Here is a 12278-nt window from a genome sequence, read left to right on the forward strand (position 1 = left end):
GCAACGTGTTTTCTCCGCCTGTGGACGAGCCGGACCCGCGGAGAATCCGCACCTGTGGACAACCCGCACCTGTGGACAACCCCGGGGGCCGTCGTTCCGTCTGGGACAATGACAGACGTAGGGCCTGACGCAAGGCGCCGAGGGAATTCCGGAAAGAAGGACGTACCGACCGTGGCTCAGAGCAGCACCGAGACCGACTGGGTCTCCCGTTTCGCGGACGAGGTCATCGCCGAGTCGGAGCGACGTGCGCCTGGCAAACCGGTCGTCGTCGCCTCCGGACTCTCCCCCTCCGGCCCGATCCACCTCGGCAACCTCCGCGAGGTCATGACCCCGCACCTGGTCGCCGACGAGATCCGCCGCCGCGGACACACCGTCCGCCACCTCGTCTCCTGGGACGACTACGACCGCTACCGCAAGGTCCCGAACGGCGTCGAGGGCGTCGACGAGACCTGGGCCGAGCACATCGGCAAGCCGCTGACCTCCGTCCCGGCCCCCGCCGGCTCGCCCCACGCCAACTGGGCCGAGCACTTCAAGGCCGCCATGGTCGAGTCCCTGGCCGAGCTGGGCGTCGAGTACGACCCGATCAGCCAGACCGAGCAGTACACCGCCGGCACCTACCGCGAGCAGATCCTGCACGCCATGAGGAACCGCGCCGGCATCGACGCCATCCTCGACCAGTACCGCACCAAGAAGGCGCCCAAGAAGCAGTCCCAGAAGCCCCTCGACGAGGCCGAGCTCGAAGCCGAGGAGGGCTCCGGCGCGGCCGCCGAGGACGACGGCTCCGGCGGCGGCGCCGGCTACTTCCCGTACAAGCCCTACTGCGGGCGCTGCGAGAAGGACCTCACCACCGTCACCTCCTACGACGACGACACCACCGAACTCGCCTACACCTGCACGGCCTGCGGCTTCGCCGAGACCGTCCGGCTCAGCGAGTTCAACCGCGGCAAGCTGGTCTGGAAGGTCGACTGGCCCATGCGCTGGGCCTACGAGGGCGTGATCTTCGAGCCCTCCGGCGTCGACCACTCCTCGCCCGGCTCCTCCTTCGTCGTCGGCGGCCAGATCGTCCGCGAGATCTTCGACGGCGTCCAGCCCATCGGCCCCATGTACGCCTTCGTCGGCATCAGCGGCATGGCCAAGATGTCCTCCTCCCGCGGCGGCGTCCCCACCCCCGCCGACGCCCTGAAGATCATGGAAGCGCCCCTGCTGCGCTGGCTCTACGCCCGCCGCAGGCCCAACCAGTCCTTCAAGATCGCCTTCGACCAGGAGATCCAGCGCCTCTACGACGAGTGGGACAAGCTGGAGGCCAAGGTCGCCGACGGCACCGTCCTGCCCGCCGACGCCGCCGCCCACTCCCGTGCCGCCCGCACCGCCGCCGGCGAACTCCCCCGCACCCCGCGCCCGCTCCCGTACCGGACCCTGGCCTCGGTCATGGACGTCACCGCCGGACACGACGAGCAGACCCTGCGGATCCTCACCGAACTCGACCCCGACAACCCCGTCACCTCCCTCGACGAGGTCCGGCCCCGCCTCGACCGCGCCGAGAACTGGATCACCAACCAGGTCCCGGCCGACCAGCGCACCATCGTCCGCGACGAGCCCGACACCGAACTCCTCGGCTCGCTCGACGACGAGGGCCGCGAGTCGCTCCGCCTCCTCCTGGACGGCCTCGACACCCACTGGTCGCTCGACGGTCTCACCACCCTCGTCTACGGCGTCCCGAAGGTCATGGCCGGACTCGACCCCGAGGCCAAGCCCACGCCCGAGCTCAAGATCGCCCAGCGCGCCTTCTTCGCCCTGCTCTACAAGCTCCTCGTGAGCCGCGAGACGGGCCCCCGCCTCCCCACCCTCCTCCTCGCCGTCGGCGCGGACCGGGTGAGGAAGCTCCTCGGCGCCTGACGCCCACCGAAAGGCGCCCGGCGCACACGTGAAAGGGGCCGCCGCCCGGATGCCCTCCGGGCGGCGGCCCCTTTCACGTGCTCACGTGCTCACGTGCTGCATGCGGGTCAGGGCGTGTGGCGCGCGACCATCGCCTGCCGGATCTCCTCCTGCACCTCGGGAATCAGCCGCTGGAGCGCCTCGGGGTCGTAGTACTGCTGGGCGCCGTGCTGCTCGGCCACCTGACGCGCCAGCTCCGCGTCCTCCGGGAAGTTGTCGTGCTGTACGGCGTACTCCCACATCAGCTTGTGTACGACCTCACGGAGGTAGTCGACCTGCGGAGTCGGCTCCTCCACGTACTCCGGATACTCCACGAACCCCTCGGGACCCGGCGCCGGAATGTCCTCCGGACCCTGCGGCACCGGCACCGGCATCGGCTCCAGACCCTCCACGATCTGGGGGTTGTACGTCCCCTCGTACGCCTCCGTGGACACCTTCTGCGTGTCGAACCACGGGCTCTCGTGGTTCACGGGCACGATCGCGACCTCCCCCTGCGGCAGGCCCCCCGCCTGCTGCGGAAGCTGCTGCGGTACCGCCTGCGGCGCCACGGGCGACTGGGACGACTGAGGAAGCTGCGGCTGCTGCGGCTGCTCGTACACCTGGCCCTGCTGCGCGGGCAGCACCGCCGGCTCGATCCCCGCCGCCGCCAGACCCGACGCCGCCGTCTCCGCCAACGGCACCCCGTACCGCGCCAGACGCAGCGGCATCAGCGCCTCCACCGGAGCCTTCCGCCGCCAGTTCCGGCCGAACCGGGCCTGGAGCCGGGCCTGGTAGATCATCCGCTCCTGCTCCAGCTTGATGACCTGCTCGTACGAACGCAGCTCCCACAGCTTCATCCGCCGCCACAACCGGAAGGTCGGTATCGGCGACAGCAGCCACCGCGTCAGCCGCACCCCCTCCATGTGCTTGTCCGCCGTGATGTCCGCGATCCGGCCCACCGCGTGCCGCGCCGCCTCCACGGCCACCACGAACAGCACCGGGATCACCGCGTGCATGCCCACGCCCAGCGGATCCGGCCAGGCCGCCGCACCGTTGAACGCGATGGTCGCCGCCGTGAGCACCCACGCCGTCTGCCGCAGCAGCGGGAACGGGATCCGCAGCCACGTCAGCAGCAGGTCGAGCGCGAGCAGCACACAGATGCCCGCGTCGATGCCGATCGGGAAGAAGTACGAGAAGGTGCCGAAACCCTTTTGCACCGCGAGCTCGCGCACCGCGGCGTACGAACCCGCGAAACCGATTCCCGCGATGATCAGCGCACCGGCGATGACGAGGCCGATGAGTACCCGGTGTGTGCGTGTCAGCTGCATCGCGGCCACCCGCGACCCCTCCCGTCGATCGACATCTCGCGCGCACAGAGTGGCACATGTGAACGAAGCCCGGCCCCCGGGGGAGGGACGGGCTCCATGCAGATGTGCCGTTCCGTGGCGCTTCGCGCCTGTTTGTCGTCCGCTGCTCGTCGGCCGCTACTCGTCGGCCGTCACTTGTTGGCCGCCGCCACCGACGACACGGCCTCCTTGGCCGCCGCGGCCGCACCGTCCGTGATCGCCTTCTCCGTCGGAGTCGGCGCACCCGAGTAGCCGGCGCCGTTGTACGACAGCAGCACCAGCACGTTCCCCGTGCGCGCCACGATCGACGTGTACACGAAGTTCACGCCCGTCTTGGTCTCCTGGTACGTGACCGTCTTCGCCTCGTCGCCGATCCCCGTGGCCGCCGTCGTCCGGAGGTTCTTCGCCCCGGCCGTCCCCTCGACCTTCGCGACCTCCTTCGCGAGGTTCTGCCGCGCCCGCTCCTGACCACTGCCGAGGGAGGCGTCCGAGTCGTACCGGTAGAAGGACACGTCCAGCCAGCGGTACTGCGAGCCCTTCACGCCCTTGTCGTCCAGACCGTTCCACGAGCAGCCGCCGCGGCTCCCCAGATCGCTGGAGACGCCCGGCGTACCGTTCTTGGTCTTCGCCTTCGGCACCAGGGCCTCGGTCGTCTTCGCCGTGATCGACTGGCAGACCTGGGGCAGCTTCGCGAACTTCGCCGGCTCGACCGCCTTCGTCGTCTGCGCGGGCGAGGGCGTCGCGGACGCCGACGCGCCCGGAGTCTCCTTCGCCTTCGACTTCCCGGAGTCACCGGAGTCGGAGGAGCAGCCGGCGACGACGAGCATCACCGGGACGGCTGCGCAGGCGAGTATGCGGGTGAGTCGCGGAGCTGATCGCTGCATGGTTCCTTCAGTCGCTTGTCGTACGGTCCGGCGGTCGTGCGGTACGGCTGTCGTGCGGTCTGGCGGTCTGGCGGTCGTGCGGTCCGGCTGTCCTGTGATCCGGCTGTCGTGCGGTCCGGCTGTCGTGCGGTCCGGCCACGGGCCACGGCGACACGTTACGTGCTCGCCCTCCGCTCACGGAGCGGCACCGGCCGGCTACTCCTCCAGGCGGTCGGCCAGCAACCGGGCCAGCTTCAGGGCCCTTTCCTGCAGTTCCCGGGCGTCCGGCGCCCCGGCGGAACCGGTGGCCTCCTCCCGGTACGACACCGTCACGATCACGTTGGATGTGCGGAACACCACGCCGACGGACCGCTCGCGGCTGCTCGCGCCCGGCCCGCCGGGGACGTCGTCGAGGTACGCGACCTCGCCGAGCCCCTCCAGGACGCGCGACTCAAGGCCCGTGGTGGAGGGATCCCCGGACGGGGTCGGCCCCGAACCGGTCGGCCCGGTGGGCGTGGGGGCGCCGGGAGTGGGAGCGGTGGAGACGGCGGCGTTCACCGGATCCGCGCCACCGGTCGCCGACGGCTTGTGCGCCGGGGGCACGGTCGGACCGCCCGTAGTGCCGGTCGGCGTCCCGGTGGGCGTCCCGACGTTCTCGGACGGCGCGGCGGGCGGCAGCGGGATGCCCGCCGCGAGCTGCTTGCGGACGTACACCTCCTGCGCCCGGTCGTCGTCGCTGACCGAGGTGTCGTACGAGACCACGCGCTCGACGTCGAGCGAGAGCCGGTGCGAGGTCTCCGGCGCGTCGGCCCGCCACGAGCAGCCGACCCGCCGGTCGGTGTCGTACGTGACGGCGGCGGTGCCCCGGTAGGCCTTGTCGCGCTCGGGGTCGGGCAGGGCGGCGGCACCCGGGAGCATCTCCTTGAGGACGCCCTGCGGGACGGCGCCGCAGGGCTCGAAGAGGGTGCGGTAGCGGCCGGGGGACGCGGCGGGGGAGGCGACACCGGCCTTGGCGTCGACGGTGACGTCGTCGGCGGGGGTGCCGGAGGAACAGCCGGAGAGGCCCGCGCCGAGGCCCAGGCCGAGTGCGAGGACGAGGACGGTACGAGCCGTGGACCCGGTGCCACCGGGGGCGTACCTCTTTCGCTGCACGGTCCCAGGCTCCCTTCACCCGTAAGACTTTCCCGAAAACTGTTTGCCGCGCGAACCCGGCCGATGGACACAATGTCTATCGCACACGCTGCCGTTGATGCCGGTCCCCTGTCACCTGTACGGGCTTTGGCTCCGGTTTTTGCGTTATCGGACGTTTCGGGGGAATCGAGGAAGTATGTCGTACGTAGAGGTGCCGGGGGCGAAGGTGCCGATCCGGATGTGGACCGACCCCTCCACGGTGGAGGGCGGCGCCATGCAGCAGCTCCAGAACGTGGCGACGCTCCCCTGGATCAAGGGCCTGGCCGTGATGCCGGACGTGCACTACGGCAAGGGCGCGACGGTCGGCTCGGTGATCGCGATGCAGGGCGCGGTGTGCCCGGCGGCGGTCGGCGTGGACATCGGCTGCGGCATGTCGGCGGTCAAGACCTCCCTGACGGCCAATGACCTGCCGGGCGACCTCTCCCGCCTCCGCTCCAAGATCGAACAGGCCATCCCGGTCGGCCGCGGCCTCCACCGCGAGGCGGTGGACCCGAAGCGGCTGTACCAGTTCCCGACGGCGGGGTGGGAGGACTTCTGGTCGCGGTTCGACGGGGTCGCGGACGCGGTGAAGTTCCGGCGGGAGCGGGCGGGGCAGCAGATGGGGACGCTGGGCGGAGGGAATCATTTTGCGGAGCTCTGTATAGATACGCAGGGCTCGGTGTGGCTCATGTTGCACTCCGGATCCCGCAACATCGGTAAGGAGCTTGCCGAGTACCACATTGGTGAAGCGCAGAAGCTACCGCACAATCAGGGGCTCATAGACCGCGATCTCGCAGTGTTCGTCTCGGATACTCCGCAGATGGCTGCCTACCGGAACGACCTCTTCTGGGCGCAAGAGTATGCGAAGTACAACCGCGCGATCATGATGGCACTCTTCCAGGAGGTCGTCCGCCGGGAGTTCCGCAAGGCCCGGGTGGCCTTCGAGCCGGTGATCTCCTGCCACCACAACTACGTGGCGGAGGAGCGGTACGAGGGCATGGACATGCTGGTCACGCGGAAGGGCGCGATCCGGGCCGGCTCCGGGGAGTTCGGGATCATCCCGGGCTCGATGGGCACGGGCTCGTACATCGTGAAGGGCCTCGGGAACGCGGCGTCCTTCAACTCGGCCTCGCACGGCGCGGGCCGGAAGATGAGCCGGAGCGCGGCGAAGCGGCGCTTCACGACGCGGGACCTGGAGGAGCAGACGCGGGGCGTGGAGTGCCGCAAGGACTCCGGCGTCGTGGACGAGATCCCGGGCGCGTACAAGCCGATCGAGAAGGTCATCGACCAGCAGCGGGACCTGGTGGAGGTCGTCGCGAAGCTGAAGCAGGTGGTCTGCGTGAAGGGCTGAGGAGAAGCCGGGATGGGGCGCCGTTGATGCGGCGTCCCGTCCCGCATCCTCGCGCCGGACTACTGGTCGGGCGTGGGCACCTGACCGGTGCGGAGCCGCCACAGGCGCATGAAGCAGCTCTTCTCGGTGCGGTCGAGCGTGACGGCTGCGGCGGCGGGATCGCCGAGCCGCAGCAGTTCGTGGTCGTCCGCTTCGGTCCAGCGCTTGCGAGATGGCGCGAACTTCATGTCCGCCGGGCGTACCCAGGTCTGGAGCGCGGCTGCATTGGCCTTCTTATGGTCCAGGGCGAGACAGCCAGGGTAATAGAGGTGCGCGGCGAGCTGTTGTGCCTGCTCCTTGAAGTACGTGATGACGTAGACCTGGTCGCGGGCGTTGCGGCGAGCGATGCGCTCGGCGCCCGTGATCTTCTTCGCGTAGTGGCACAGGTACGCGGCCAGGGCCGTGCTGGCCGATGTGAACGACAGGAACGGGATGCCATCGGCGGTCCAGCCGAGCGATCCGTCGGCGTCGATGCAGCCGCGGAGGTAGTCGGGGCGGGAGAACTCGATGCGGGGTGGCCGGATGATGCGTGACTTCTTGCCGTACGGAATCCCGAGTTCGTTGAGCGCGGTCCTTGCTTCAAGTGCGCACAGAGTCCACGTGGCCGAGTGGTGCCGTTCGGCGAAGTTGGTGGTGCGGACTCGTTCTGTGATGGAGCTGTAGTACGGGGTCAGACGCTGGAACTCGTAAAGGATGTGGGCGTCCCGCGCGTTGATCTCGACGCTCAGGCTGCCTTTCCGGCCTGTGCCGCGCGCCAGGTGTCCGTCGGCCTGGAGAAAGCCGAACATGTAGGCGTAGCCGGGGTCTTCGAGGTTCATGAAGGCCGGCGGGGGCGGGGCGGTGGGCGTAAGGGCGCTCAGGTCGAAGAGCGCGGGCACGCTAGGGTCCTGCTCAGCCATGGGAAGTGTTGCCTTCCTGATGGTCAGGCCCTCGGGTGGGATTGCCGTCCCGCCCGAGGGCCGTTCTGTATGGAGTTGTTCCCGACGCTAGGCCGGGGTTCGGTCGCCGTGCGGGTGATCGGATCTGTTCACCCGTTCGTGTGGCGGATCGTGGTCAGAGTTCCCGGTGGACCTTGGTGTTGGAGGCCTGGGCGCGGGGGCGGACGACGAGGAGGTCGATGTTGACGTGCGGGGGGCGGGTGCAGGCCCAGGTGATGGTCTCGGCGACGTCGTCGGCGGTGAGGGGCTCGGCCACGCCGGCGTAGACCTTGGCGGCCTTGTCGGTGTCGCCGCGGAAGCGGGTGGTGGCGAACTCGTCGGTCTTGACCATGCCGGGGGCGATCTCGATGACGCGGACGGGGGTGCCGACGATCTCCAGGCGGAGGGTCTCGGCGAGGACGCGGGCGCCGTTCTTGGCGGCGACGTAGCCGGCGCCGCCCTCGTAGGTGCCGTGGCCCGCGGTGGAGGAGAGGACGACGACCGTGCCGTCGCCGCTCGCGGTGAGGGCGGGGAGCAGGGCCTGGGTCATGTGGAGGGTGCCGAGGACGTTGACCTCGTACATGCGGCGCCAGTCGTCGGGGTCGCCGGTGGCGACGGGGTCGGCGCCGAGGGCGCCGCCCGCGTTGTTGACGAGCACGGCGAGGGTGCGGAAGGCGGTGGCGAACTCGTCGACGGCGGCGCGGTCGGTGACGTCGAGGGCGTAGGCGGTGGCCTGGTGGCCGGCGCCGTTGATCTCGTCGGCGAGGGCCTCGACGCGGTCCTTGCGGCGGGCGGTGAGGACCACGCGGTAGCCGGCGGCGGCCAGCTGCCTGGCCGTGGCGGCGCCGATTCCGCTGCTCGCGCCGGTGACGACGGCGATGGGGGTACCGGAGGCGGTCATGGCGTGCTCCTCGCGCAGGTGATCGAAGGTGGTGATCGTCCGGTCAGGATAGGTGGGGCGGTGGGGCGGGGATCGGGGGCGGCCGGGTGGTGGACACGCGGGACCGGGTTGCGGGGCTTCCGCAGGAGCTGACGGCGGAGGTCGCCACGGCCTGGCGGGACGGGGCGGTCGACCGGCACCGGTGACCCTTACGTCTTCTGAGCGGGAGACGTCCGTACGATCTCTGCATGACGCAGAAGAGTTCCGCCCGGCGCGAGGCGCTGATGACCGAGCTGTACGGGGAGGCCCGCCGCTACATGGCCGCCTACGCCCTGTTCAACCAGGCCGTCGCGGACCATCTGGGGCTCCACCCGACCGATGTGCAGTGTCTGAACCTGCTCAGTCTGGAGGGCGGGCCGGTGACCACCGGGCGGATCGCCGAGCTGACCGGGCTCACCACCGGTTCGGCGACCCGGCTCGTCGACCGTCTCGAACGGGCCGGGTACGTGACGCGGGCGCGCGACACCGAGGACCGGCGCCGGGTCCTGGTCTCGCTCGTCCCCGAGCGGACGGCGGAGCTCGGCGCCCTGTGGCGGAGGCTCAACGGCACCTGGGGCACGATGTTCGACGTCTACACCGACGCCGAGGTCGCCCTGCTCATCGCCCACATGCGGCGCACCGTCGAGGTGAGCGCCCGGCAGGTCGAGCGCCTGCGCGACGGCGACCTCGACCGGCCGGACGGCCCCTAGGGCGTGTCCGGCGGATCATGGCCGGGTCCGCGGCGTCTGGCACGGCACCTCGCCGCGTTGCCGAAACGTCCCGATAGCTCCGCTATCGAGCCGCTCCGGCGCCTTGCGAGCCACCGCACCAGACGCCGCGTCCTATCCGACCCTGATCCGCCGGACACGCCCTAGCGGGCCGTCGCCCCGCCGAATTCCCGTACCGCGTCGGAGACGATCGCCTCCAGGCGTGCGTGGTGGGCGCCGCGCCAGTAGACCCGGTCGCACTCCACGCACTGGGCGAACACGTCGTACGTCTTCTCGGTGCCCTGCTCCAGTCGCTCGCGCACCACGTCCTTGTCGGCTTCGCTCAGTGCGCCGTTGCAGGCCGTGCAGCGGGTCCAGGGGGCGAGCAACGGTGCGAACCGTTCGAGGACGTCGCGGAGCTGCTCGTCCGGCCGGTCGCTGTAGACGTAGGCGCCCGCCCACAGTTCGCGGCGGCGCAGCAGGCCGCGGTCCCGGGAGAGCATGACGCGCCGCTCCCGTGCGGAGAGCGCGGCCAGGGCGGGGTCGCCGATGTCCTCGCTCTCGTAGGCGGCGTCCACGCCGAGCAGGCGCAGGCGCCGGGCCAGGGTGCCGAGGTGCACGTCGAGCAGGAACCGGAGGGGCGCGCCGGGGACCGGCTGCGGGCGGGCGACGTCCTCGACCTCGACCGTCTCGCCCGCGCTCGGGACGTGCGAGGCCTCGACGGGCCGGCCGTCGACCAGCAGCCGTCCGGCCTCGGTGAGGGGCACGCCCAGTGACTCCACGACGTGGCCGAGTGAGGAGGCGCCGTCGGTGGTCACGGGGGTGGGGCCGGTGCGCCGCTCCGCCGAGACGAAGAGCCGCAGGCCGGGGGCGAAACTGATCTGGATCTCCGGTCCGTTCACGGGGACAGGATGTCACCGGGGGCGGACGGGCTGCCAGGGAATTCGGTCCGGGGCGGTCCGGGGCGGTCCGGGGCGGTCCGGGGTGGGGCGCGGGCGGGGAGCGCGGCGGGGCGCGGGCGGGCCGGTCAGGGGCGGAAGGCCTCCGCGTGGTCCGTGGCCCAGGTGGCGAAGGTGCGGGGCGGGTGGCCGGTCAGTGTCTCCACGGTGTCGGTCAGGGGCGCGGGCCGGCCGTCGTGGGCGGCCCAGTGGGCGAGGAGGCCGTCCGCGAGCGGCTCCGGCACGAAGGCGGCGACCGACTCCTTCCACTCCTCGGGGGTGACGGCGGTGTGCGGTGCGGGGCGTCCGGTCACCTCGGCGAGGATCGCGAGCTGTTCGGTGAAGTCCAGGGACGCGGGGCCCGTCAGCCAGTGGGAGGAGCCGCGCAGTCCGGGGTCGGTGAGGACGGCTTCGGCGAGGTCGCGCTCGTGGATCGGGTCGCTGTGCGCGTGCGGATGGGGCAGGTCCGGGCCGCGGCCCGCCTTGAGCGGACGCGCCCAGGCGAGGGCGTTGGTGGCGAAGGCGCCGGGCTGGAGGTGGGTGGCCTCGAAGGCGCCGGACGCGGCGGCGGCCGCCAGGGCGCGTTCGGCCGCCAGGTGGCGGGCGGCGACGGCGTTCTCGCCGGCGTCGGGGGCGAGGACGGCGCTGGAGGAGAGCAGGACGACGTGCTCGACGCCGGCGGCGCGGGCCCGTTCGGCGAAGGTGCCGGCGTGGGCGGCCTCGGCGTAGAGGAAGACGGAGTCGACGCCCTTCAGGGCGGTGTCGAAGGTGGCCGGGTCGGTGAGGTCGCAGTGCACGGTGCCGGTTCCGGCGGGTGGGGAGAGGTCGGCGGGGTTCCTGGATCCCGCCCTGGCCTCGATGCCGGCGGCGGTGAGGAGTTCGAGCAGGGTGGAGGCGACGCGGCCGCGGGCTCCGGTGACGAGAACGGTCATGGGGTGTCCTTCCGGGACGGCGGTCGACGGGTGACCGGCAGGTAGGGGTGAGTGGAGGCAGGGGTGGGTGGCCGATGGGTTCGGCCGGCCCGACCGGTCCGGTCCGTTCGACTGCGCTACGAATAATCTGCGTGACACAGATAAATATCCGGGACGGTGCCTCGACGGTCAACCCTGAGAAATCCTGGGGTACCGTCCCGGCATGAAGATCACCGATCTCGAACCGGGCGACCCCCGCCTGGAGAGCGACCTCCTCCCGGTCCTCTCCGAACTCCGCCCCCACCTCACCCCGGAGCTCTTCCGCGAGGTGTACGGGACCGGGCACGCCCAGGGGCTGCGGTTCAGCGCCGCCTACGCGGACGACGGGCGCTGCGTCGGCGCGGCCGGGTGGCGGATCGTCGTCAACACCAGCTCCCTGCGCAAGCTGTACGTCGACGACCTGGTGACGGCGGCGGCCGACCGCTCCACCGGGGTCGGGCACGCGCTGATCGCCCACCTGGAGGGCCGTGCCCGCGAGGCCGGCTGCCACGAGCTGAACCTGGACTCCGGCACCCACCGCACCGGGGCCCACCGCTTCTACCTGCGGGAGCGCTTCGACATCGTGGCGTTCCACTTCACCCGGCCGCTCACCGCGCCCGGTCAGGACTCCTGAGCCGGGTCCCCCAGGTCGAGCCGCCAGTCGGTGCAGCGCATCGGGCGGCCCGGCGGGTACTCGAAGTCCCGTTCGCCGCGCGGCTCGAAGCCGGCCTTGCGGCACACCGCGTTCGAGGCGGCGTTGTCCGAGGACGGGAAGGCGTGCAGATGCCGGCGGAGGCCCGTCGCCCGGGCCTCCGCGGCCACCGCGCGCGCGGCGGAGGTCGCCACGCCCCGCCCCTGGAAGCCCGGCAGCACGGCCCATCCGGTCTCGTACACCGGCTCGTCGTCCCAGGTCTGCGCCCAGAAGCCGATGCTGCCCGCCACGGTCTCCTCCGGGAGCAGCACGATCCGGAACATCCTGCCCGCGCCCGGCTCCGCGGCGCTCATGTCCACGTACCGCCGGTGGCGCCGTACGAGCTGTTCCTCGGTCTCCGGGCCGCCGAGGTGGGCGGTCAGCTCCGGTGCGTTCAGGGCGCGCAGCAGTCCGGCGTCCTCCTCGGACCAGGGTTCCAGGCGTACGCGTGAGGTGTCGTCGTCCATCTCCGC

At 71.3% G+C, this 12278-nt stretch carries 12 protein-coding genes; 4 read left to right on the plus strand and 8 right to left on the minus strand.

Annotated features, from left to right (window positions below):
* Positions 1–108: 108 nt before the first annotated feature.
* Positions 109–1896, plus strand: coding sequence for a lysine--tRNA ligase (gene lysS / locus ACWGSR_RS30465; RefSeq protein WP_453571212.1), 1788 nt, complete (start codon positions 109–111; stop codon positions 1894–1896).
* A 107-nt stretch (positions 1897–2003) separates the two neighbouring features.
* Here the strand turns inward: lysS and ACWGSR_RS30470 are convergent, their stop codons facing one another.
* The 3 genes from ACWGSR_RS30470 to ACWGSR_RS30480 all read right to left on the minus strand — a co-directional run bounded on the left by ACWGSR_RS30470 (position 2004) and on the right by ACWGSR_RS30480 (position 5275).
* Positions 2004–3251, minus strand: a complete 1248-nt coding sequence (locus ACWGSR_RS30470; protein ID WP_453571215.1) for a DUF2637 domain-containing protein — start codon at positions 3249–3251, stop codon at positions 2004–2006.
* Positions 3252–3412: 161 nt separating this feature from the next.
* On the minus strand, positions 3413–4144 hold the full coding sequence (locus ACWGSR_RS30475) for a DUF3558 domain-containing protein (RefSeq protein WP_376240619.1): 732 nt from the start codon (positions 4142–4144) through the stop codon (positions 3413–3415).
* Positions 4145–4339: 195 nt separating this feature from the next.
* Positions 4340–5275, minus strand: coding sequence for a DUF3558 domain-containing protein (locus ACWGSR_RS30480; RefSeq protein ID WP_453571219.1), 936 nt, complete (start codon positions 5273–5275; stop codon positions 4340–4342).
* 175 nt (positions 5276–5450) lie between these two features.
* Between ACWGSR_RS30480 and ACWGSR_RS30485 the strand changes: the two genes are divergently transcribed.
* Positions 5451–6644: an RtcB family protein gene (locus tag ACWGSR_RS30485; protein WP_453571222.1), complete on the plus strand. Its 1194-nt coding sequence runs from the start codon at positions 5451–5453 to the stop codon at positions 6642–6644.
* 59 nt (positions 6645–6703) lie between these two features.
* Here the strand turns inward: ACWGSR_RS30485 and ACWGSR_RS30490 are convergent, their stop codons facing one another.
* Positions 6704–7582 carry a hypothetical protein gene (locus ACWGSR_RS30490; protein ID WP_453571225.1) on the minus strand — a complete coding sequence of 293 codons (879 nt, stop codon included), beginning with the start codon at positions 7580–7582 and terminating at the stop codon, positions 6704–6706.
* 154 nt (positions 7583–7736) lie between these two features.
* On the minus strand, positions 7737–8501 hold the full coding sequence (locus ACWGSR_RS30495; protein WP_453571228.1) for an SDR family NAD(P)-dependent oxidoreductase: 765 nt from the start codon (positions 8499–8501) through the stop codon (positions 7737–7739).
* Positions 8502–8728: 227 nt separating this feature from the next.
* Between ACWGSR_RS30495 and ACWGSR_RS30500 the strand changes: the two genes are divergently transcribed.
* Positions 8729–9229, plus strand: coding sequence for a MarR family winged helix-turn-helix transcriptional regulator (locus ACWGSR_RS30500; protein WP_453571231.1), 501 nt, complete (start codon positions 8729–8731; stop codon positions 9227–9229).
* 161 nt (positions 9230–9390) lie between these two features.
* On the opposite strand, the gene ACWGSR_RS30505 is transcribed toward ACWGSR_RS30500, so the two are convergent.
* Both ACWGSR_RS30505 and ACWGSR_RS30510 read right to left on the minus strand, forming a co-directional pair.
* Positions 9391–10128 (minus strand): Mut7-C RNAse domain-containing protein, encoded by a 738-nt coding sequence (locus tag ACWGSR_RS30505; protein WP_453571234.1) that lies wholly within the window; start codon positions 10126–10128, stop codon positions 9391–9393.
* A gap of 125 nt (positions 10129–10253) precedes the next feature.
* Positions 10254–11096, minus strand: a complete 843-nt coding sequence (locus ACWGSR_RS30510; RefSeq protein ID WP_453571237.1) for an NAD(P)H-binding protein — start codon at positions 11094–11096, stop codon at positions 10254–10256.
* 202 nt (positions 11097–11298) lie between these two features.
* Between ACWGSR_RS30510 and ACWGSR_RS30515 the strand changes: the two genes are divergently transcribed.
* A complete protein-coding gene (locus ACWGSR_RS30515; RefSeq protein ID WP_376240599.1) occupies positions 11299–11748 on the plus strand; it encodes a GNAT family N-acetyltransferase in 450 nt (149 codons plus the stop codon).
* Here ACWGSR_RS30515 and ACWGSR_RS30520 read toward each other — a convergent pair.
* Positions 11736–12272 (minus strand): GNAT family N-acetyltransferase, encoded by a 537-nt coding sequence (locus ACWGSR_RS30520; protein WP_453571334.1) that lies wholly within the window; start codon positions 12270–12272, stop codon positions 11736–11738. The genes ACWGSR_RS30515 and ACWGSR_RS30520 overlap by 13 nt on opposite strands.
* Between the last annotated feature and the right edge of the window lie 6 nt (positions 12273–12278).

The organism is Streptomyces sp. NPDC055632 (assembly GCF_053618675.1).

Excerpts from the sequence above, each read along its gene's own strand:
- lysS (WP_453571212.1), top strand. The coding sequence starts at position 109 with ATGACAGACGTAGGGCCTGACGCAAGGCGCCGAGGGAATTCCGGAAAG.
- ACWGSR_RS30475 (WP_376240619.1), bottom strand. The coding sequence starts at position 4,144 with ATGCAGCGATCAGCTCCGCGACTCACCCGCATACTCGCCTGCGCAGCC.
- ACWGSR_RS30485 (WP_453571222.1), top strand. The coding sequence starts at position 5,451 with ATGTCGTACGTAGAGGTGCCGGGGGCGAAGGTGCCGATCCGGATGTGG.
- ACWGSR_RS30490 (WP_453571225.1), bottom strand. The coding sequence starts at position 7,582 with ATGGCTGAGCAGGACCCTAGCGTGCCCGCGCTCTTCGACCTGAGCGCC.
- ACWGSR_RS30495 (WP_453571228.1), bottom strand. The coding sequence starts at position 8,501 with ATGACCGCCTCCGGTACCCCCATCGCCGTCGTCACCGGCGCGAGCAGC.
- ACWGSR_RS30500 (WP_453571231.1), top strand. The coding sequence starts at position 8,729 with ATGACGCAGAAGAGTTCCGCCCGGCGCGAGGCGCTGATGACCGAGCTG.
- ACWGSR_RS30510 (WP_453571237.1), bottom strand. The coding sequence starts at position 11,096 with ATGACCGTTCTCGTCACCGGAGCCCGCGGCCGCGTCGCCTCCACCCTG.
- ACWGSR_RS30515 (WP_376240599.1), top strand. The coding sequence starts at position 11,299 with ATGAAGATCACCGATCTCGAACCGGGCGACCCCCGCCTGGAGAGCGAC.
- ACWGSR_RS30520 (WP_453571334.1), bottom strand. The coding sequence starts at position 12,272 with ATGGACGACGACACCTCACGCGTACGCCTGGAACCCTGGTCCGAGGAG.